Genomic DNA, 20,267 nt, shown 5'->3' on the forward strand with positions numbered 1-20,267 from the left:
AGTTCGGGTATTATGTCCTATAAGATAAAGGAGGACATTATGCAATTTGAATTCAAATCTATGACCGAATCATATGCTAATGAAGTGGTGTCTTGGAAATACGAAGGCGAATACTCTGTTTATGATGTCGATAAAAATAAAACAGATATTGATGAGATGTTGAATCAGACGGAATATGATTGTTTTATCGCAGTAGACGATTACGATGAAGCCGTCGGTTTTCTTGAGTGCGCGTTTGACGATGAGGATACTCTTGAAATTGCGAATTTCTTAAGACCGGACCTTACCGGAAAAGGGTTAGGTAATGATTTTGTATCGGCGTGTATCGACTTCGCTTTGGAAAATTACGACTATTCGGGTGATAGAGTCAAATTAATCGTACAATCCTTTAACAAGAGAGCGATCAAGGTGTATGAGAGAATAGGCTTTGTTACAATCGAAGAGGGCGAAGACTGGGTGGAAATGGCATTGGATTTATGATACAATGCCTATAACCAAGGGGGAGCGTCATGACAGAAAAAGTAAAGGTAAAAGCTTTGGATACGCTGCGAACGCATTTTACAACAGTGGGTCAAGTGTACGAGGTTGTCGACCAGGATAGCGAGTGTTACAAGATTGTCGACAATAGAGGCAAATACAACTGGATTCCGAAACGATATATGGAACCAATCGAAGATTAAGTCGAAAAAGCTGTTGTCATTTATGACAACAGCTTTTTAATTTGTTTAAACGGACCTTTGCATACCAGCCTGTCAAAGCACGCTGCTCATCATGGGGTAATCTTCATCGTTTACCGTTCCGCCTTGTACAGGGGCGAATCCGGACTGAACAAAGCATGCGCGTATCAGACTCTTATTGCCGTATTTTAGACGTATGTCGTCAATGGTCTGGTCAAGGGCGCGGCGCATTTCGATATTGACAGGATCGAGCAGTGAATACTGATAAAAATCCTTGGGTTTAAAATTTGAAAGCCTCACACCTAAGTGTCTGATGGCTTCACCTTGCCATGATGCATCAAAGAGCCGTTTGACTTCTTCGAAGACCACTGAGGTCACATCGGTCTGAAAACTAAGCTTGTGCTGGTGTGAGTACCTGGACAAGTCATGGCTTCGGATGCTCACTGAAACAAGCCCCGCAAGAAGGTTTTCTTCCCGTAGCCGCATACAGACCATCTCCGTGAGTGAGAGGAGCACCATATACGCATCTTCCTTTTGGGTGACATCATAGCGAATTGTCGTTGAATTGCCAAGTCCTTTAATCGATTCATTCTGAGCTCCTCTCAGCGCGCTGTCCTCAATACCATGAGCGAAATCATAAATCATAAGGCCGTGCTTCTTCAGTTTGAACCGAATGAAGTCGCGGTCGATCGATGCAAGGTCGCCGATAGTGTAAATTCCTATTTCGTGTAGTTTGGGTACGGTACTTCTGCCGACCATGTATAGGTCGCCTACAGGCAGCGGCCACATCTTCTTTTCGATCTCATGGGGATAAAGCGTATGCACGTTGTCGGGCTTTTCAAAATCACTAGCGACCTTAGCGAGTAGCTTGTTTGTCGAAACGCCGACATTTACCGTAAATCCGAGGCGTGTTTTTATGGCATCCTTCAGTGTATGTGCAAATTCCACAGGATCTCCGTATAGCTTTTTACAATCGGTCAGTTCGATAAAGAACTCGTCTATCGAAAAGCGCTGCAGGGTGGGGACATATTCCTCAAGCACCGACTTCATGGCATTGGAGCATTTCATATAAAGGCCGTAGGAAGGCTTTACAATGGTGAGAATAGGACACTTTTGAAAGGCGACATGTATAGTTTCACCTGTTTGGATCTTATAGCGTTTGGCGGGAATTGATTTTGCCAGCACAATGCCACGTCTGGTCTTTGGGTCGCCACCGACAACCGATGGAATTTCTCTTAAATCGATCGTGGATCCGTTTTCGAGTCTGTGAATCGCCTCCCAGGAAAGGTATGCTGAATTGACATCGATATGCATGACAATGCGGTCTTCAGACATAAACATCACTCCTTTTAAAATTTATAAAGAACCCAAGTGCAGTTGGATAAGGTGTAACGGAGTTCATAAAGTCTCCGGATACCCGCAATCGCACTTTCGCAGGTGAACACAAACGCATTTTCACCCGCCCGCTGTGTTTTTTCGATTTTAACAATGCGGTCCACACGAACAATTTCTGAAAAATCCTCATCTTCGAATTTAAAGCGAAGTGGACGGATATCTCCATTTTTATTAGACCATGAGATGGCATCAATCGGTCTGGCGACAAGTTTCATTTGAATCCCTCCAAGCAATGTGAGCGAGTTATGCTCAATATATAGTATTTCTATCTTCATTATACACGAACATCTGTTCGATATCAATAAAATACGAACAGATGTTCGCAAGTTTTAATGACTCTGCCGCTGTGAAAACGTTTATCAATTGTATTTGCAACATGTTAAAGCTTGTTTAAAAATATTGTCAGCACTCAAAAAATAGTGTAAGATAAATGTGCGTTCAAATAATTTAGTAAAGCCTACTAAATTATTTGAACATCAAATACATATTTAATTCCAATAAAGGAGTGATAACATGATTAAAAGTTTAAATGAACTTATAGGCGCTGCAAAAGCTCAAAGTAAGATGAGACTTGCGGTAGCTGCCGCGGAAGATGCAGACGTTTTAAGCGCAGTTGTCAAAGCGGCCGAACAAGGTATTGTCGAGCCGGTTCTAGTGGGGGACAGTCAGGCGATAGGGCAGTTGGCATCCGAATTGGGACTTGATATTTCAGCATATGAACTGATCGCGTCACAGTCGCTGGAAGAATCAGCAAAGCTTGCGGTTAGTCTTGTAAGTGCAGGGAAGGCAGACTTTTTGATGAAGGGTCTTATCGACACCGCTATTTTGTTAAAAGCGGTTCTTGACAAAGAGATCGGCCTTAGAACAGAAAGTCAATTATCACATGTGATGGTTTATGAAGTTCCTAACTATCATAAACTGATCTACTTGACAGATGGCGGCATGAACATCGAGCCGGACCTTGAGGCAAAAGCTAAAATTCTCGGAAACGCAGTGCTTGTCGCAAAAGCGTTAGGCAATCAGGAAGTAAAAGTCGCTTGCATTGCCGCAAAAGAAAAAGTGAATCCAAAAATGCCTGTCACAGTTGAAGCGAGAGCTTTACAAGAACGCGGGGAAAAAGGTGAGTTCGGTCCTGGAGTCATCGTTGAAGGCCCGCTTGCCGTGGACTTGGCATTTTCAAAAGAAGCTGCGCAGATCAAGAAGTTTGAATCGCGTATCGCAGGGGACACCGATATCGTATTGGTACCTAACATAGAAGTAGGCAACGGAATCGGTAAATCGCTGACCTATCTTGCAGGAGCCAGCTCGGCGGGTATCATCATGGGTGCCAAGGCGCCGGTTGTACTTGTTTCACGTGCTGACGATTACGAAACTAAACTCAATTCGATCGCGCTTGGTAGTGTGATTGCTGCGAGTCTAAAATAGACCTAGAGGAGAGTGCTGTATGAAAAAACTTATGACAGGCAACGAAGCTGTTGCTCGTGGTGCATTTGAAGCGGGCGTTACATTTGCTTCTGCCTACCCGGGCACACCAAGTACAGAAATTTTAGAGAACATGGCTCAGTATAAGGCGGACGTCTACTGCGAATGGGCTCCAAATGAAAAGGTGGCTCTTGAAACTGCTATCGGTGCTTCTATCGCAGGTGCCAGATCACTTGCCGCGATGAAGCATGTTGGTGTGAATGTCGCAGCCGACCCACTGTTCACTTTCGGTTACACAGGCGTAACAGGCGGTATGGTCCTTGTGTCTGCCGACGACCCAGGTTGTCACTCATCACAAAATGAGCAAGACAACAGATACTACGCTAAATTTGCTAAAATCGCATGTATCGAGCCATCTGATTCTCAAGAATCGCTTGATTTCATGAAAGAAGCCTATAAGATTTCTGAAGACTTCGATGTAGCTGTTCTTTTTAGAATGACGACTCGTACATGTCACTCAAAAACACTGGTTGAAGAAGGCGAGCGCGTTCCTGTTGCGATGAAAGAGTATGTCAAGCAGCCTGGAAAATACGTAGCTGCTCCTGCAACTGCAAAAAAACTGCACCCGATTGTTGAAGACAAGCTTGTAGCACTAGAGAAATTCTCGAACGAAACGCCACTTAACAGAGTGGAAATGAACGATAAGAAAATCGGTATCATCACATCGGGTGTCGCCTACCAATATGCAAAAGAAGTATTCGGCGACAAGGCATCTTACCTTAAACTTGGTTTTACATTCCCACTGCCGATGGATAAAATCAGAGCATTTGCAAATGAAGTGGAAACACTTTATGTCATCGAAGAGCTTGAGCCTTTCATCGAAGAGCAAATGAAGGTAGCCGGCATTGACTGTATCGGTAAAGCCGTGATTCCTAGAATCGGCGAACTTAATCCCGATATCATCGCAAAGGCGATTTTAGGCGAAGACAGACCGGTTGTACAGATGAGCGAGGAAAGCATCGTTGGCAGACCACCAACATTATGTGCCGGTTGCCCGCACAGAGGTTTCTTCTATGCGCTCACTAAAAAGCGTAATGTGATGGTGACAGGCGATATCGGTTGTTACACACTGGGTGCGGCTGAGCCGCTAAACATGATCGATACGGTAATCGACATGGGTGCATCGATCTCAATGGGTCACGGTGCCGCACAAGCCTTTGCTAAGAACGGTGTTGAAAAGAAGGTAGTCAGCGTAATTGGTGATTCTACATTCTTCCATACAGGCGTCAACTCCTTGATGGACGTTGTATACAACGGTTCCAACACGGTAAATGTCATTCTTGACAACCGAATCACAGGTATGACAGGCCACCAAGAAAATCCTGGTTCCGGTTATACGTTAATGGGAACTCGTGCTAAAGAAATCAATATCCCTGCATTATGTGCGGCGATCGGTGTCGAGCATATCCAAACCATCAATCCGCTGATCCTTGACGACGTTTCTAAAGCGCTTGACGAGGCATTCGCATTTGAAGGCCCATCGGTAATCATCACTAGATGGCCATGTGTACTTAAAAAGTTCTCTCCAGAGGATATTAAGGAGTTTGATCTTGCACCGAGCGTTTGTGAAGTGATCGATGAAAAATGTCGTGGATGTAGAGTATGTACAAAAACTGGTTGTCCTGCGATCAGCTTTAACAAAGAAACTAAACTTGCATCAATCGATAAGACTATGTGTGTAGGTTGTGAAGTATGTCTTCAATCTTGCCCATTTGACGCAATCGAAAAGGTAGGTAAATAAGATGAGCAAAACTACAAATATTCTATTATCAGGTGTAGGCGGTCAAGGAATCATCCTAGCAAGTAAGATTCTTGCTACAGGCCTTATGAACAGCGGTTACGACGTTAAAATGTCAGAAGTTCACGGTATGGCACAACGTGGCGGTTCGGTAACAACACAAGTTCGCTTCGGCGAAAAAGTGTACTCTCCGATCATCGGAAAAGGCCAGGCGGACATTCTTGTATCGTTTGAAGAGATGGAAACTGCCAAATGGATGGAATTTGTCAAGCCTGAGGGCACCGTTGTCATCAACACGTTCAGAATCCCATCGGCTCCAATCCTTATAGGCAAAGCGGACTATCCGGAAGGCGTTATCGCAGAAGTCAAATCGAATGTTGAGAACACACAGCTTCTTGATGCCGCGACGATGGCTAAAGAGCTTGGAAACGTGAAAGCGATGAACGTGATCATGGTAGGCGCCCTTGTCAAAGGTCTTGGCCTTACAGACATCAACTGGGAAGACGTGATCAAATCACTGGTTAAAGAAAAATTCATCGAGCTGAATGTCAAGGCGTTCAACTTAGGATTTAACGCAGTAAAATAGTAGGATAAAGCAGCGACTCCGGTCGCTGCTTTTTTGTTTTTATAAGATTATAAACAGTCTCTCAGCATTTTTTAATGTAGATGGGGTATGATATGACTTAAGTAGGAAATAAGTGATAGAATAAGTACATATATAGCTAGAAGGGAGCAATTATGTGGAACAGGGCAGATCTAAAGGATAAGGCAAAAGGATTTTTAAAAAAATACTACTGGAAGGCGTTCTTAGTGGCGCTCGTGATCGCCATCGTCACATCGGGCGGAAGCGGGTCGAATAACAATAAGGGAATTCAGTACAAGCTGGATAGCAGCATGTGGAACCAAGAGACGATCAGTGAGAGTGTGGATTCGATTAGTGATTCGGTGGGAGCGATTGAAACTAGCATCGATCGAGGCGTATCTAGAATGATGCCGCTCGCTTTGGGACTTCTCATCGGGCTTGGCGGATTGTTCATCTTTATCGGCGCGATGATGGCGCTTGCGTTTAAGATCTTTGTCGGGGCGCCCCTTGAAGTCGGCGGGCGGAGTTTCTTTTATAAAGGGGCTTTGACGGACGACGAAGTGCATTATGCCCACCTTGGCATGGCTTTTAGAAAAGAACATTACACCAATATCGTGTGGGCGATGCTGTACAGGGGAATCATGAACTTCTTGTTCTTCTTACTACTGGTCATCCCAGGAATCGTCAAGCACTACGCTTATTCGATGGTACCCTACCTGCTTGCGGACAATCCGAACATGAACGCTCGGGAAGCTCTTAAGCTAAGTGAAAGAATGACAAGTGGCCATAAGCTTGATATATTGATATTGGACTTATCCTTTATCGGATGGTATATTTTAGGTTCGCTGCTTTTCGGTATCGGAATCTATTTTGTGAATCCATATGTCTATGCAACTAAGGCTCAACTTTATATTTCACTTAAGGAAAGTGCCATAACTGCTGGTTTCTTTGATGCAAAAGGACTGGTAGGAATTGAGGAGTTCTAACTGAATAGCTAACAAGGGGCATGATGCTTAATGTATCATGCCTTTTAATTTTGCAGGTCTTTAAAGAGACTGCAAAAAAATGTATACTGAGATTGTCGACTGAAGCGCAACTGGAGGTTTTGATGATGATGACCACGTTTAAAGAATCCACTCTAGAAGAATGCGGAGCAATGCAAATTGAGTATTATAAGGCGTTGACGGCACCTCTTGATGATATGTGGGAGCTGGGGATTATTGCAAAAGCAAATTATTTCAAGATGGTGGGCGATGAGGTATTCGGGTACTTAGTGCTTGATGATCAAAAGTCGCTGCTGCAGTTTTATGTCTGTCCTGAGTTCATCAATTGCTCGTCAGAACTTTTTAATGAGGCTAGGATGCGACTTGGCTTTGAAAAAGCGTATGCGTGCACCTATGAGCCGTGGTATCTGTCCATATGTCTTGACCGTGCAACTCAAGTCACTGTGAACTCAATCATGTATGAAGATGCACTCAAAGAAAATCAACTAGTCATGCCTGACGGCCTATCTGAAGTGTTGGCGCTATCAAGTGATTTGGACGCAGCGCTGACGTATACCGATCAGAAGGTGGAGATTGCAGGTGACTGGTTGATTCCCTATTATGATATGCTGGTCGACTCCAAAGGCCTATATCTCTATTATATGCAAGATGAGATTGTCGGCACAGGTGAGATAAGACAGAGCAAAACAAGTCATCAGACTGCGAATTTGGGGATGACGGTTTCTAAAGATCACAGGAAAAAGGGCTTGGGCACACTTATTTTAAGCCGTATGAAAGCCCTTGCTTATGAAAGAGGCTTAGCACCTGTATGTTCGACAAGTATCGACAATGTCGGTTCTCAAAATACGATCATGAAAGCTGGATTCACTGCTAGAAACAGGGTGCTGGAAATTATTTTGGACTAGTAAAACAGGAGACCTACATGAAATACTATATTCTTACTGGAACAACCCGTGGACTTGGTAAAGCGCTTACATTTGCCCTCACAAAAAAGGGGAACCATCTCGTGACCTTATCAAGGTCTGAAAACGAAGTGCTTAAGTCATATGAGAAATACAAGGATGTCTCGCACACTGAGATTTTGGTTGACTTGAATGACATGGAAGCACTGAAAAATGCGATGGAAAAGGTGTTCAGCGTGATACCGGATACGGCTGAAGGCGTGTATCTTGTGAATAACGCCGGCACTGTCCAGCCGATGAAGCCCATAGAAGACTGCACGGCAGATGAAATCGCAAGGAGCTACCAGGTAAACACGGTTGCTCCTGTGGCGCTGACTGCTGCATTTATAAGGCACACGCAGCAGTTCGATTGTGATAAGAAAATCGTTAATATCTCTTCAGGTGCAGGTAAAAAGCCCTACGAGGGATGGTCTTGTTACTGCGGTACGAAGGCGGCGATCGATAGTTTCACGGGTGCTGTGGCAAAGGAACAGATGCATCAGGAAAAACCGGTCGGCATAGTTTCCTTTGCTCCTGGGGTCATCGACACCGGAATGCAGGCTGAAATCAGAGCGTCGAAGAAGTCGGATTTTCCTAATCTGGAGCGCTTTATCGCATTAAAGGACAATGGTGAACTACTAAGACCCGAACAGGTAGCAAATGTAGTGATCGACCTGCTTCATGGAAGTGGTTTCGTACAAGGCGGAATCTTGGACATTAGAACATTAGAGGTATAAGATGAGATTACTTTATGGGACGACAAATCCCGCGAAATTGAATTCGATGAAAATAGCGCTTGAACCGATCGGCATTGAACTGATCGGACTAAATGAGTTGGAAGGAGAACTGCCTGAAATTGCAGAGGACGGCAGTGAGCCTATAGAAAACGCGAGACAGAAGTCGGTCGCCTATTATAAGACGTTCGGCATCCCGGTGTTTTCTTGCGACAGCGGCATGTACTTTGTCGACGAGCCGAATGTCATGCAACCCGGCACCTTTGTAAGGCGCTATACAGGGGTTGACATGTACGATGACGATCAGCTCCTCAAGCATTATAGCGGGGTCGCAAAAGCCAACGGCGGTACGATAAAGACCCAGTATATCAATGCGGTCTCTTTGGTGCTTGATAAGGATACAATCATCGACCATCAAGGGGATGACATCAGTTCGGATCCTTTTTTGCTGAGTGAGAAGGCCCATGCAAAAAGAGTGGAAGGTTTTCCGCTGGATGCGATTTCAATCGACATCGCATCGGGTCGGTACTACTATGACCTGGATGCTGAGAGTGTGGATGTTGAAAAGTGGCAGCGTGGAATGCGCGAGTTTTTTACAAGACATCTTAGACGTTGATTTCTATCATCCTAAATCTCTTTTCATGCTATAATTAGTTAAAATGAACTTGGGAGGAATTATGACATTTACTTTCAGTAATCGAAACCTATGGCAAATCATTTGCATAGAACTTGTCATCGCAAGTCTGATCGCGCTGTTTTCCAGCATTATTCTCATAAGGATTCCGTTTATGGCGCTTCTCTTTTTTGTGTTGGGTGTGACAAGCATTGTCTATGCGGTCAAGTTTTACGATAAGCATACCAAAGAGTATCTGAAGATAGATGAGCAGTCGATCTCACTGCATGGGCTTGTAAGTCAAAAAACAATTGATGTTCCGATCACCACCATAAAAAAGCTGATTCATCAGGGCAACATGATCACGATTTATGACAGCAGCGCCCAGATTTTTAAGATACACTTAAACTATATGGATGCTGAAGATATTAAAAAACTGTTGATGTACCTTAAATATACTCCTAACATTTCTGTAAAGATCATCTGACTCCCAGTGTATGGGGGTTTTTTTATGCATGGAATGTATAAAACTTTTTCTGGCAAAAGTATCATTCCTGTGTTATATTAGTTCGAGATGCAACACGCGGAATGTATATGCAACGCTGTGCATCTTTATGCAAACAATTGAATAGTTGGCTAAGGCCAAACGCTTCTTTCGGAACAAGAGGTTTTCGAATATTAACACTGCACGAGAGGCAGTGATATTGAAAGGAGAACGAAGCATGAACGGTTATCTACTACTTGCGGACGGTACTATTTTTGAAGGTACACTTATTGGTGATGTAAAAAACGCGATAGGTGAAGTTGTGTTCAATACAGGCATGACAGGCTATCAGGAAATTTTGACGGATCCCTCTTACTACAAGCAGATTGTTGTGATGGGTTACCCCCTAATGGGAAACTACGGCATCAACAATCTCGACTTCCAATCGGACAAATCCTATGTTTCTGGATTTGTTGTCAGTCATTTATCAGAAGATTATTCTAACCCCGAATCAGAAAAAAGCTTGGATGCTTATTTAAAAGAGCAAGGAGTATCGTGCCTAAGTGGTATCGATACACGCTCGCTTATACAAAAGATCAGAACGAGCGGAGCAATCGCAGGTAAAATCATACTGGCGACAGACCTTTTGGAGTTCCATCTTGAAGATCTTAAAAACACACACTTTCATGCAATTGCACACGAGGTTAGCTTAAGTGTGCCTACACAGGTTTCGACAGGATTCCCCAATGTGGCTGTCATTGATTTTGGTGTGAAAAGAGGCATCGTCGAAACGCTGATAAAAAAAGGATGCGGGGTGACGGTTTTTCCTTCAAGAACGCTGCCTAGCGTGATCGAGGCGACGAACCCTGACATGGTGTTCTTGTCGAACGGTCCTGGGAACCCTGAGGACATGATGGAAGGCATCTACTGCGCCAAGTACTTTAGCGGCAAGTTACCGCTCTTTGGCATCTGTCTTGGACATCAGATCATCGCGCTTGCACACGGAGCCAAAACCGAAAAAATGAAGTTCGGCCATAGGGGCACAAACCATCCGGTAAAGGACCTGCTAAAGCAAAAGATCACGATCACCTCGCAAAATCATGGGTACCATATCATCCCAGAGACGCTGCCGAAGAACTTTATGAGAACGCATACAAACCTTAATGACGAAACCATTGAAGGAATAAAGCACCTATCCGCCCCGATTGCCAGTGTCCAGTATCATCCAGAAGCCTATCCGGGACCAACGGATGCGAGTTACTTCTTTGATGACATCTTGAAAACGGCAGTGGAATACATGGAGGCCAAAGCATGTTAAAAGTCTTTGTAATAGGATCAGGTCCCATCGTCATAGGTCAGGCAGCAGAATTCGATTATTCGGGCACACAAGCGATAAAGGCACTCAACGAACACGGACATAAAGTCATTCTACTCAACAACAATCCTGCGACGATCATGACGGACCTTGACTTGGTGGATACGCTATATTCAGAGCCCATGACTGTCGAGTCATGCATAGAAATCATTGAAGCAGAAGCCCCGGACGCCATCGTGCTTGGCATGGGGGGACAGACCTCGCTCAACTTAGGCATCAAGCTTTACGATGCGGGGATCCTTGAAAAACACAAGATCAAAATACTGGGAACACATCCCGAGGATATAAAAAGAGCTGAAGACCGTGAGATCTTCAGGGATGAGATGCTAGTGATTGACGAACCGGTGATCACCAGCCATTCTGTGACAACACTAGAGGATGCGCTTGTTGCCGCTGAAAAGATCGGTTACCCGATCATCGTAAGACCCGCCTTCACTTTAGGCGGATTCGGCGGGGGCATCTGCGACAATCCAGAAGAACTTAAAGTCATCGCCTATGAAGGACTTAAAAAAAGCCCTGTCGGACAGGTGCTGATTGAAAAGTCGGTTTACGGATGGAAAGAAATCGAATATGAAATGATGCGTGACCAGTTTGGAAACACGATCGCTGTATGCAACATGGAGAACATGGATCCTGTCGGTATTCATACAGGCGACAGTATCGTCGTGGCGCCTTCGCAGACGCTCAATGACAGACAGTATCAGATGCTGCGTCAATCGGCCATTCAGATCGTGAACCACCTGAATATCATTGGTGGATGCAACGTGCAGTACGCACTGTCTCCAACTGACAATCGTTACTACGTGATCGAAGTGAATCCGAGGGTGAGCCGTTCATCGGCTCTCGCATCAAAGGCGACCGGTTATGCGATTGCCAACATCGCAATGAAGATAGGCTTAGGCTTTGCGCTGGATGAGATCGAAAACCAAGTCACCATGAAGACAAAGGCGTGCCACGAACCAACGCTTGACTACTGTGTGGTTAAAATGCCCCGCTGGCCTTATGACAAGCTAAACAGCTCTAACACGAAGCTTGGGACAGTGATGCGTGCCACAGGTGAAGTGATGGCCATAGGGACCACTTTTGAAGAGTCCCTGCTAAAGGCGATCAGATCGCTTGATATGACTCAGCACGACTTGTTCGACCTGTCGCAGTACAAACTTACCACAGAAGAACTGTTTAAAAAGTGCATCGACAAGGAGTTCGACAGGATCTTCGCGCTTGCCGAACTGATCAGAAGAAACACATCAGATGACGAAATTCATGAACGAACACATATCGATCTGTTTTTCATCAAAAGGCTAAAGCGCATCATCGAGCTTGAAAATCAGCTGAAGCAGGCAAAGAGCCTAGACGAGCTGAGCTCTGATCAGATCAAGCTAATCAAGCGACTTGGATTTTCGAACATGAGTATCGCAAATATCGGCGGCTGGCCCTTACAAGAGGTCGAAGCACGTATAGCGCTTGAAAAAATCGTACCGTCCTATCGAATGGTAGATACCTGCGGGGGTGAGTTCGAAGCCTACTCCAACTACCTGTACAGCACCTACCATGGTAAGAACGAGTCAGTTGTGAGCGATAAGAAAAAGATCATCGTCATCGGATCCGGTCCGATAAGAATCGGCCAAGGAGTGGAGTTCGACTATAGTTCTGTTAAAGCGTTGCTTGCGATACGAAAACTCGGCTATGAGGCCATCATGATCAATAACAATCCAGAAACGGTGAGCACCGACTATGACTTGTCGGACAAGCTTTATTTTGAACCGCTAACCTTTGAAGATGTCAAAGCCATCATCGATTTGGAGAAGCCACATGGTGTGATGCTGCAGTTTGGCGGCCAGACAGCCATCAAGCTTGCTAACAAATTAGAAGAAGCCGGTGTGAACCTGCTTGGACTTTCAACAGAAACGATCGATAAGGTCGAAGACAGGGCGCTGTTTTATGAGATGCTCGACACACTAGGTATTCCAAGAGCGGCAGGAGGCATCGCAATTAATGCTGAGATGGCAAAGGTATCGGCCAATAAAATGGGCTACCCTGTACTGCTTCGTCCAAGCTTTGTCATCGGCGGTCAGGATATGATGATCATCAGGGATGACCAAGCCCTAGAAGCCTATTTTGAAACGATGAAGACAAAATATCTAAAGCCTGAAATACTCGTCGACAAGTACCTCGAAGGTGTGGAGCTTGAGATAGATGCCTTGTCCGATGGGGTGAATGTGTTCATTCCGGGCATGATGGAGCATCTTGACCAGGCGGGAGTACATTCGGGGGACAGCATTACGCTTTATCCTGCCAACCTTACTAAAAAGCAGACCATCAAGCTATACGACTATATCGAGTCGATTTGCAGACACTTAAACTATAAGGGCATCATCAACTTCCAGTTTGTCAAATATACAAACGAGCTCTATGTGCTTGAAGTGAATCCTAGGGCGTCAAGAAGTGTGCCGTTTATCGCAAAAGTCACACGAACTCCTCTGATCTATTGGGCTGTGGGCTTATCACTCGGATCGCACTTAAACGAGCTGGGACTGACTTGCGGACTCATGGCGACCATGCCTTATGCCGCAGTGAAAGCGCCGGTGTTTTCAAATGAAAAGCTGATCGGTATCGATTCGATACTTGGACCCAACATGCTCTCCACGGGCGAAAGCATGTTCATCGGTAAAACGATGACTGAAGCGCTCGATAAATTGCTTGTAGCGGACAGAATCGATCTGAAGTCGATCAGAATGCTGATGCATACGAGTCAAACGGATGATGCCAAGTATCAGGCGGCAGTCGTGTCAAAAGACTTTGAACACGATTCGGTCAAGGTGGGAAGCAATCACCTGACAAAAGAGGAGCTGCTGGACATCATTGAAAAGAACGACATCAACCTGATTGTCGAAACCAATGATTTTACCAGCGGTATCACTGAGACAGGTCAAGCGCTTAGACAGCTTGCAGTGGAAAGAGGCATACCCGTAGTGCTTAGTCCTGACAAGTTCAGCCTGATCATCAACCATCTTGAAAAAGGTGTGCAAAGCGTCAGCGCTTATGCACTTCATGCGAAGGCGATTTCCTAGTTCTAAAATACTAGCAAGACAGGCAATTTATTTTAATACAGATAGTTAATTTTTTATGCGAAAGGGGTTTGACAGTCAAACCCTTTAAGCGTATAATCAGTTTTAAATTACAAACCAGAACCTGTGAGGACAATACGATGACTAACTTAAAACTCAGTATTGCAACTACATATTTCTTTTTCTTCTTTTACTTGGGCTTCTATTTTAGCGCAGGTTACTTTACATACAATCGAAGAAGAAATGGGTATCTCCAAATAGGTTAATCATAAGTGTAGTCAAACTTTAAGCTAAGCGGTGTATCCATAAGGATATGCCGCTTTTTTTATTAGCTAAATCTAAGGAGGATTTAAAATGCTTGTCAAAATGCAACCTATCAATGTAAAATCATTGAATATTTTCAAAGGTTTACTAGAACAAACGAAGATAAGTTTTGTCGAAATCAAAGACGGTCATAACACGATTTTTCAGATGGACCAGAAACACAGTGTTGAACTAGGTAAAAGCATGTACGCTCCTTTTATTAATAACATATTGCCGATTAGAAGCACCTACCAACTGGTCAGCCGAGACTATAAGCATGCGGATACGATTGTAAGAATAAAAAACGTAAGCATAGGCGCAGGGAGTGCGACCATCATGGCTGGACCATGTGCCGTCGAGGATGAGGCGACGATGAGAAAAATCGCAAAAGAGCTGAAAAGAACCGGTGTCAAAATCTTAAGAGGTGGTGCATTTAAGCCCAGAACATCACCCTACAGCTACCAGGGATTAGGAGTAGACGGACTGAAGCTACTTAGGGAAGTAGCGGATGATTATGGACTGGCCGCTGTTTCAGAAGTGCTGGATGTAAGGCATATGGATGAGGCTGAAAAGTACCTGGACTGTATCCAGATAGGAGCAAGAAGCATGCAGAACTTTGAACTGCTCAAGCGATGCGGCCAGTCAGATCTTCCTATTCTGCTTAAGAGGGGACCTTCGGCAACCATCGAGGAATTCCTTTTAGCGGCTGAATACATCTACGTGCATGGAAATTCTAAAATCATCCTATGCGAGAGGGGCATAAAGACCTTTGAACCGATGACAAGAAATACCTTTGACATCAATGCTGTGGCACTTTTAAAACAGCTGACCCACTTACCTGTGGTTGCAGACCCCTCGCACGGAACCGGAATAAGGGCTGTTGTTCTTCCTGTAGCGCTTTCTGCCATTGCGGCGGGAGCAGACGGCTTATTGATTGAAGCGCATCATGAGCCGGACAGGGCGATCAGCGATGGAATGCAGACTATCGACATGAACCAGTTGAGAACTTTAGCTAAGAGAATGACGATCCTTGAGGAGGTACGAAATGTTATTTAATCGGATTATGGTAATCGGAGCAGGACTGATCGGAGGATCCTACATACGGGCGATACTCAAACTTGATCCAAACCAGGATATCACGGTTGTAGAGCCTGACAGTCAAACGAGGGATATGCTTGTGTCGGATGGTTTGAAAAACGTATACGCGAGCATTTATGACGTGAGGGATCGATTTGACCTTATCATGCTCACGACAAGAGAAGAGGTGACAGCCACTTATCTTGCTACGATGCCGACTGAGCTGATCGACGATAGAAGCATTGTCACTGATTTTTGCAGCACCAAACAGAGACTGGCAAAAGTCGCAAAGAAGGCGATGATAGATAGCTGCTACATCGGAGCACACCCGATTTTCGGTGATGTCAGCACAGGATATGAAAACAGCCACAAGACAGAAATTACAGGCACTACAATGGTTTTGATGAATAGCGGAAAGAACCATGCAGGTTTTGAAAAGTTGAAATCATTTATCGAAGCACTTGGTCAAACCGTAGTGTGCATGGATGAGCACGATCATGACGTTTATTATGCGAGTGTCAGCCACCTTACGCATTTAATGGCTTTTTTACAGGATGCGATGCTGACAAATAGAAACCAACTTTTGATGCCTCCTAGCTATAAGAGACAGTCGCATCTTGCCGCTGCCGACCGCATGTTGTGGTCTGAGGTGTTTTCGTTCAATCAGGACTCGTTGGTGCATCTTGTAGATAACATGATTTCACAACTGTCGCAGTTCAAGCAGGTGGCATCTAACGCCAAAGCAAGTGCGATCAACGATTGGCTCGAAAACTTGAACGAACGGGAGCAGCTTAGCATACTGAGACAGCAAATCGACACGATCGACAAGCATGTGGCTGAACTGCTTAAAAGCAGACTGACAGCCGCCAAGCAAATTGGCGGAATCAAGCAAAACCACAAGCTCGAAATCGTTCAATGCGCAAGGGAGCAAGAGGTTTACAACCGCGTGCAGTCTACGGTTGAGACAAGCCAATTCGACAAGCACATACTTGGTATCTATTCGACGATCATTGAAAAAAGCAGACTAGTACAGGAGAGCTGATATGGAAGCCATACATTGTCTAGGGGGAGCGGGAACCTTTTCGCATCAGGCGGCGCTTGCTTATGCGCCGGATCGGATGCCGGTGTTCTCACCTAATCTTGAAGAGGTCATAAAAAGTGTAAGAAGAAGCGGGGCTTTCGGTATCGTACCACTGGAGAATTCAACTACAGGACTGATACGCCCTGTCATCGACTCGCTGCTGTTAGGTGACTGCCAGATTGTCGGTGATTATAAGCTACAAATCGATCATATGCTGGTGAGTTTGAACTGCATGAGTGTAGAGGATATAGAAATGGTTTATGTGCAAAGGGAGGCGCACGACCAGTGCAAATCCTTTTTAGCCCGGATGAAGGTACCGGTTATCCTGACAGATAGCACTGCGCTCGCACTTAAGTCGCTCAGTGACAATCCAGTCCTGTGTGCGGCGATAACGACAGAGCACTGCTATAGGGGAGGCTCTTATAGGTTACTTGAAAAGAACATCCAAAACTATCAAGTCAACCAGACCCGGTTTGTCACAATTGCAAGGGGGAGGGCTGTGGAACTGACCCATGGCGTATGCATGCTGACCTTTGAACTTAATCACACCGTTGGAGCCCTTAGCAACTTACTGGCACCCCTTGCCCTTTTAAACGTGAATATCCTGGCGATCCACTCCAGACCGCACCCTTATAAATTAGGAGAGTATAGGTTTTACATCGAACTTGATATTCCAAATGGATCGGATGTGCAAGAAGTAGTGGGGGTTTTTGAAGAAAACTGCGTCGATACAAAAATTCTTGGATGCCTAAAAAAATAGATAGAGAGCGTTTTCATAAAATCAGTCTTCATTTACGCCGTAGAATCATCTATAATAATAGTAATGAACAACATAGGAGATGAATATGAAGACTATTGAAGAAAAAATCGAGTTAACAGTCAAATGGCTACAGGACAAAGTGAACGACGCAAAATGTGACGGTTTGGTAGTTGGTTTGTCAGGCGGGATAGATTCATCGGTATGTGCGGCACTTATGAAAAAGGCTTTTCCAGAAACTTCGCTCGGCGTCATCCTACCGATCAAAAGCAGTCCAAACGATCGAAGTGATGCGCTCGCACTTGCTGATGCGATCGGCATAGAGCATATCCAAGTCGAACTATCTGAAGAGCATACTTCGATACTAGGTAAAATAACAGGGCAACTTGAGTATAAAGAGATCAATTCAAGGCTGACGGATGCCAACTTAAGAGCAAGACTCAGAATGAGTGCTATTTACACGGTTGCCAACCTCAAAAACTATTTGGTCATCGGAACCGACAATGCAGCTGAAGTCTATACAGGATACTTCACTAAATATGGTGATGGCGGTGTGGATATTCTTCCTATCGCAGGCCTTACAAAAAGAGAAGTTTACGAATGGGGTGAGGTTTTAGGAGTACCGGCATCGGTGCTTGAACGTGAACCGTCAGCTGGTTTATGGGAAGGTCAAACCGATGAAACCGAAATGGGTACGACCTATGACTATATCGACGCCCACCTGACAGGCAAGGAAATACCTGAAAAGGACAAGGAGATCATCGAAAGAATGCACATGCGTTCGGAACACAAAAGAAACATGCCACCGGCCTGCCCGAACTGGGATGCTCATAACTAAACATTCAAGGGGGCTTAAATGATTTGGTTATCTGAAGTGGATGATAGACATATACAGCTGGTAGGAAAAGACCTGGTGGAAATCGGGCAGCTTACCAAGATGGAAGTAGACGTGGCCAAAGGTTTTATCGTATCGACATCTGTATATCATAAGTTTATGGAACGTAACAAAATCAGTGATGTTATCTTTGATGTGGTCCAGTCGCTTGAATCGGATCTCGCATCAAAAACGATCGCCTCTCACTTTTCAAATTCAAAGTATTCGACGGACGAAATAAACTCACTCATGACATTTTATCAGAAGCTTGAGAAACCGGTGACTATTTGGGGTCAGATGATCGATGTAAGTACAGGTGACCCTGTTGAAACGGTGCAGCCGATCACGGTGACCGATATTGCCGACTTTCGAGTCTTTTCTGATACGGTCATAAAAACGTGGCAGAATATCTGGGGTATGGAACAGGTGAATGCAATCAGACATGACCGTGAATCCTATGAGGACCTGTCGGTTGTGTTGATGGTACAGGAGCAAAAAGGTTCAAAGGTACTTTCGAAGACAGAATCCTTCTCACCTGATTTTTTGAACTTGCCACCGACGATGATTGTAGAAAACAAAGAAAGACCGACATTCAGTAACTTTATGCAATCACTATCCAAATTCTTTTTAGGTAGATAAAACGAGCTTTAGGCCGGCGCTCTAACGAGTGGCGGTTTTTTTGTTGCTAAATCATATTACAAATGCTACCATGGATATAAATGGGAGGTGTGTTTTATGAGGGGTAGAATTATAGTTATCATGGTTCTTGCATTAATGCTGACAGCATGCGGTTCTGATGACGGATTAGGAAAGGTAAAAGACGACAGATTGACTGTTCTCATGCCATATCTTGAGTATGATTATTCGTCACCAATTCGAGGAAACATTGTTTTTGAAACCCATAAGTGGCTCATGGAAGCATTTTTGATACATCATGAAGACTATAAAGGCAAAGTGGAGATGATCCTACTAGAAGCGGTTTCAGAAGATGACTATACCGAGCAAGTGACGCGGCTGATGATCAGCGACAGTCCTCCAGATCTGATCCTGCAATACGAGGTAAAAACACCGACCATCAGTGTTTTCAGCTTGGGAGAGGACCTTGAAAAAGCGGGTGGCGTACAGGCCATATCCTACGATAGACTCGATCACCAGATGAATGAAAACCTGAAAGAGGGCGCTTACCTGCCTTTTTCTATCATAGCGGATCTCTCTTATGTGGATAAAGTGAAAGTAAAAGAACTGTTCGGTTCAGATAAGGTAGGGAAATTAAGTGCTGAGGAAGTAGAACTCTATCTTGACGCCTGGCTTGAATCGAAAACTCCGATACTTAATAGTGAGACCTATTCTGCCATCAGTCATGATTTTTTCCCGAACAGACTCTTTATCAACCGGGATAAGAAAAGCTACGAATTTGTCATCGAGGATATTTTGACGCGTGCGAATCGACTCAAGAAAATGTATGCAAATGAGCAGTTCGCAGCAGTCGATGCTCAACTCCATTCGGTAGAGGATATTAAAGCCAAGATACTTAGCGCGGTAGACAGATTTGATAATGATGTGAAAAAAGTGCTCGATGAAGGTGGATGGCTTCCTTATTACCCAGTGGGACAGGTACCTTATGTGTATCTCGAGGGTTATGCCCCTGATGAACTATATAGAGATAAACCGATCATGATCATGGATGCGGTCGATGAATACCGCACGACCGGCTACTATATCAATAACCGATCGGATGATTTGGACCTGGTCTATGAGTACCTCAACTATGTGTACAACTACGCTTCGACTACCGACCATTATTTTTCAGAAATCAAAAAAGCTAAAATGCCGACATTGATCAAGAATCTGATTGTTGATTTTATAGATGGCATCGAAAGCGGTGAAATCCTAGCGGTCGGAAAAGACATTGAACAGTACGATGAGTTTAGAAGCAGGTTCTCAGAGTCGCTGCTGAACTATATCATAGATGACAAAATGCTAGAAGCTGACTTTGTGCAAGCGATGCGGGACATCGAGTACGAACTGAATTTCAAGTTGACCGAATAAAAAAACAGCCTCCATCATTGGAGGCTGTTTCA

At 44.6% G+C, this 20,267-nt stretch carries 20 protein-coding genes; 18 read left to right on the plus strand and 2 right to left on the minus strand.

What is annotated here, in order from left to right; genetic code table 11:
* Nucleotides 1-39 precede the first annotated feature (39 nt).
* Nucleotides 40-480, plus strand: a complete 441-nt coding sequence (locus tag DWB64_RS15695; RefSeq protein WP_164980448.1) for a GNAT family N-acetyltransferase — start codon at nucleotides 40-42, stop codon at nucleotides 478-480.
* A gap of 29 nt (nucleotides 481-509) precedes the next feature.
* Nucleotides 510-680 (plus strand): hypothetical protein, encoded by a 171-nt coding sequence (locus DWB64_RS19310; RefSeq protein ID WP_164980449.1) that lies wholly within the window; start codon nucleotides 510-512, stop codon nucleotides 678-680.
* Nucleotides 681-752: 72 nt separating this feature from the next.
* Here the strand turns inward: DWB64_RS19310 and DWB64_RS15700 are convergent, their stop codons facing one another.
* A complete protein-coding gene (locus tag DWB64_RS15700) occupies nucleotides 753-2,012 on the minus strand; it encodes a DNA polymerase IV (protein WP_129489191.1) in 1,260 nt (419 codons plus the stop codon).
* A 14-nt stretch (nucleotides 2,013-2,026) separates the two neighbouring features.
* Nucleotides 2,027-2,287, minus strand: a complete 261-nt coding sequence (locus tag DWB64_RS15705) for a hypothetical protein (protein ID WP_129489192.1) — start codon at nucleotides 2,285-2,287, stop codon at nucleotides 2,027-2,029.
* A 298-nt stretch (nucleotides 2,288-2,585) separates the two neighbouring features.
* Here DWB64_RS15705 and DWB64_RS15710 point away from each other — a divergent pair, with 298 nt between their 5' ends.
* From DWB64_RS15710 to DWB64_RS15785, 16 genes are all read left to right on the plus strand, one after another.
* Entirely contained in the window at nucleotides 2,586-3,497 is a 912-nt protein-coding gene (locus DWB64_RS15710) for a bifunctional enoyl-CoA hydratase/phosphate acetyltransferase (RefSeq protein ID WP_129489193.1), read from the plus strand.
* A gap of 19 nt (nucleotides 3,498-3,516) precedes the next feature.
* The gene (gene iorA, locus DWB64_RS15715; RefSeq protein WP_129489194.1) at nucleotides 3,517-5,295 is read left to right on the plus strand and encodes an indolepyruvate ferredoxin oxidoreductase subunit alpha; all 1,779 of its coding nucleotides are present in this window, start codon (nucleotides 3,517-3,519) and stop codon (nucleotides 5,293-5,295) included.
* A gap of 1 nt (nucleotide 5,296) precedes the next feature.
* Complete coding sequence (locus DWB64_RS15720; protein ID WP_129489195.1) at nucleotides 5,297-5,878, plus strand: indolepyruvate oxidoreductase subunit beta; 582 nt, start codon at nucleotides 5,297-5,299, stop codon at nucleotides 5,876-5,878.
* A 152-nt stretch (nucleotides 5,879-6,030) separates the two neighbouring features.
* Nucleotides 6,031-6,861 (plus strand): DUF975 family protein, encoded by an 831-nt coding sequence (locus DWB64_RS15725; RefSeq protein ID WP_129489196.1) that lies wholly within the window; start codon nucleotides 6,031-6,033, stop codon nucleotides 6,859-6,861.
* A gap of 122 nt (nucleotides 6,862-6,983) precedes the next feature.
* A complete protein-coding gene (locus DWB64_RS15730) occupies nucleotides 6,984-7,784 on the plus strand; it encodes a GNAT family N-acetyltransferase (RefSeq protein ID WP_164980450.1) in 801 nt (266 codons plus the stop codon).
* Between the two features lie 17 nt (nucleotides 7,785-7,801).
* Nucleotides 7,802-8,557: a (S)-benzoin forming benzil reductase gene (locus DWB64_RS15735; protein ID WP_129489198.1), complete on the plus strand. Its 756-nt coding sequence runs from the start codon at nucleotides 7,802-7,804 to the stop codon at nucleotides 8,555-8,557.
* A gap of 1 nt (nucleotide 8,558) precedes the next feature.
* Nucleotides 8,559-9,170 carry a non-canonical purine NTP pyrophosphatase gene (locus DWB64_RS15740; RefSeq protein ID WP_129489199.1) on the plus strand — a complete coding sequence of 204 codons (612 nt, stop codon included), beginning with the start codon at nucleotides 8,559-8,561 and terminating at the stop codon, nucleotides 9,168-9,170.
* 61 nt (nucleotides 9,171-9,231) lie between these two features.
* Nucleotides 9,232-9,654, plus strand: a complete 423-nt coding sequence (locus tag DWB64_RS15745) for a hypothetical protein (protein ID WP_129489200.1) — start codon at nucleotides 9,232-9,234, stop codon at nucleotides 9,652-9,654.
* A 235-nt stretch (nucleotides 9,655-9,889) separates the two neighbouring features.
* On the plus strand, nucleotides 9,890-10,969 hold the full coding sequence (locus DWB64_RS15750) for a carbamoyl phosphate synthase small subunit (protein WP_129489201.1): 1,080 nt from the start codon (nucleotides 9,890-9,892) through the stop codon (nucleotides 10,967-10,969).
* Nucleotides 10,963-14,097, plus strand: coding sequence for a carbamoyl-phosphate synthase (glutamine-hydrolyzing) large subunit (carB, locus tag DWB64_RS15755; RefSeq protein ID WP_129489202.1), 3,135 nt, complete (start codon nucleotides 10,963-10,965; stop codon nucleotides 14,095-14,097). The genes DWB64_RS15750 and carB overlap by 7 nt, the downstream gene beginning before the upstream one ends.
* 351 nt (nucleotides 14,098-14,448) lie before the next feature.
* Nucleotides 14,449-15,453: a 3-deoxy-7-phosphoheptulonate synthase gene (gene aroF, locus DWB64_RS15760; protein WP_129489203.1), complete on the plus strand. Its 1,005-nt coding sequence runs from the start codon at nucleotides 14,449-14,451 to the stop codon at nucleotides 15,451-15,453.
* A complete protein-coding gene (locus DWB64_RS15765) occupies nucleotides 15,443-16,516 on the plus strand; it encodes a prephenate dehydrogenase/arogenate dehydrogenase family protein (protein ID WP_129489204.1) in 1,074 nt (357 codons plus the stop codon). The genes aroF and DWB64_RS15765 overlap by 11 nt, the downstream gene beginning before the upstream one ends.
* A gap of 1 nt (nucleotide 16,517) precedes the next feature.
* Entirely contained in the window at nucleotides 16,518-17,315 is a 798-nt protein-coding gene (locus DWB64_RS15770; protein ID WP_129489205.1) for a prephenate dehydratase domain-containing protein, read from the plus strand.
* A gap of 85 nt (nucleotides 17,316-17,400) precedes the next feature.
* The gene (gene nadE / locus DWB64_RS15775) at nucleotides 17,401-18,150 is read left to right on the plus strand and encodes an NAD(+) synthase (RefSeq protein ID WP_129489206.1); all 750 of its coding nucleotides are present in this window, start codon (nucleotides 17,401-17,403) and stop codon (nucleotides 18,148-18,150) included.
* 18 nt (nucleotides 18,151-18,168) lie between these two features.
* Nucleotides 18,169-18,825, plus strand: coding sequence for a PEP/pyruvate-binding domain-containing protein (locus DWB64_RS15780; protein ID WP_129489207.1), 657 nt, complete (start codon nucleotides 18,169-18,171; stop codon nucleotides 18,823-18,825).
* Between the two features lie 96 nt (nucleotides 18,826-18,921).
* The gene (locus DWB64_RS15785) at nucleotides 18,922-20,235 is read left to right on the plus strand and encodes a hypothetical protein (RefSeq protein WP_129489208.1); all 1,314 of its coding nucleotides are present in this window, start codon (nucleotides 18,922-18,924) and stop codon (nucleotides 20,233-20,235) included.
* The last annotated feature ends 32 nt before the right edge of the window (nucleotides 20,236-20,267 follow it).

The organism is Fusibacter sp. A1 (genome assembly GCF_004125825.1).
Taxonomy (GTDB): Bacteria; Bacillota; Clostridia; order Peptostreptococcales; family Acidaminobacteraceae; genus QQWI01.

Excerpts from the sequence above, each read along its gene's own strand:
- DWB64_RS15780 (WP_129489207.1), top strand. The coding sequence starts at position 18,169 with ATGATTTGGTTATCTGAAGTGGATGATAGACATATACAGCTGGTAGGA.
- DWB64_RS15725 (WP_129489196.1), top strand. The coding sequence starts at position 6,031 with ATGTGGAACAGGGCAGATCTAAAGGATAAGGCAAAAGGATTTTTAAAA.
- DWB64_RS15770 (WP_129489205.1), top strand. The coding sequence starts at position 16,518 with ATGGAAGCCATACATTGTCTAGGGGGAGCGGGAACCTTTTCGCATCAG.
- DWB64_RS15745 (WP_129489200.1), top strand. The coding sequence starts at position 9,232 with ATGACATTTACTTTCAGTAATCGAAACCTATGGCAAATCATTTGCATA.
- DWB64_RS15700 (WP_129489191.1), bottom strand. The coding sequence starts at position 2,012 with ATGTCTGAAGACCGCATTGTCATGCATATCGATGTCAATTCAGCATAC.
- iorA (WP_129489194.1), top strand. The coding sequence starts at position 3,517 with ATGAAAAAACTTATGACAGGCAACGAAGCTGTTGCTCGTGGTGCATTT.
- DWB64_RS15720 (WP_129489195.1), top strand. The coding sequence starts at position 5,297 with ATGAGCAAAACTACAAATATTCTATTATCAGGTGTAGGCGGTCAAGGA.
- DWB64_RS15695 (WP_164980448.1), top strand. The coding sequence starts at position 40 with ATGCAATTTGAATTCAAATCTATGACCGAATCATATGCTAATGAAGTG.
- DWB64_RS19310 (WP_164980449.1), top strand. The coding sequence starts at position 510 with ATGACAGAAAAAGTAAAGGTAAAAGCTTTGGATACGCTGCGAACGCAT.
- aroF (WP_129489203.1), top strand. The coding sequence starts at position 14,449 with ATGCTTGTCAAAATGCAACCTATCAATGTAAAATCATTGAATATTTTC.
- DWB64_RS15740 (WP_129489199.1), top strand. The coding sequence starts at position 8,559 with ATGAGATTACTTTATGGGACGACAAATCCCGCGAAATTGAATTCGATG.
- DWB64_RS15785 (WP_129489208.1), top strand. The coding sequence starts at position 18,922 with ATGAGGGGTAGAATTATAGTTATCATGGTTCTTGCATTAATGCTGACA.
- DWB64_RS15750 (WP_129489201.1), top strand. The coding sequence starts at position 9,890 with ATGAACGGTTATCTACTACTTGCGGACGGTACTATTTTTGAAGGTACA.
- DWB64_RS15710 (WP_129489193.1), top strand. The coding sequence starts at position 2,586 with ATGATTAAAAGTTTAAATGAACTTATAGGCGCTGCAAAAGCTCAAAGT.
- DWB64_RS15735 (WP_129489198.1), top strand. The coding sequence starts at position 7,802 with ATGAAATACTATATTCTTACTGGAACAACCCGTGGACTTGGTAAAGCG.
- DWB64_RS15705 (WP_129489192.1), bottom strand. The coding sequence starts at position 2,287 with ATGAAACTTGTCGCCAGACCGATTGATGCCATCTCATGGTCTAATAAA.
- DWB64_RS15730 (WP_164980450.1), top strand. The coding sequence starts at position 6,984 with ATGATGATGACCACGTTTAAAGAATCCACTCTAGAAGAATGCGGAGCA.
- carB (WP_129489202.1), top strand. The coding sequence starts at position 10,963 with ATGTTAAAAGTCTTTGTAATAGGATCAGGTCCCATCGTCATAGGTCAG.
- nadE (WP_129489206.1), top strand. The coding sequence starts at position 17,401 with ATGAAGACTATTGAAGAAAAAATCGAGTTAACAGTCAAATGGCTACAG.
- DWB64_RS15765 (WP_129489204.1), top strand. The coding sequence starts at position 15,443 with ATGTTATTTAATCGGATTATGGTAATCGGAGCAGGACTGATCGGAGGA.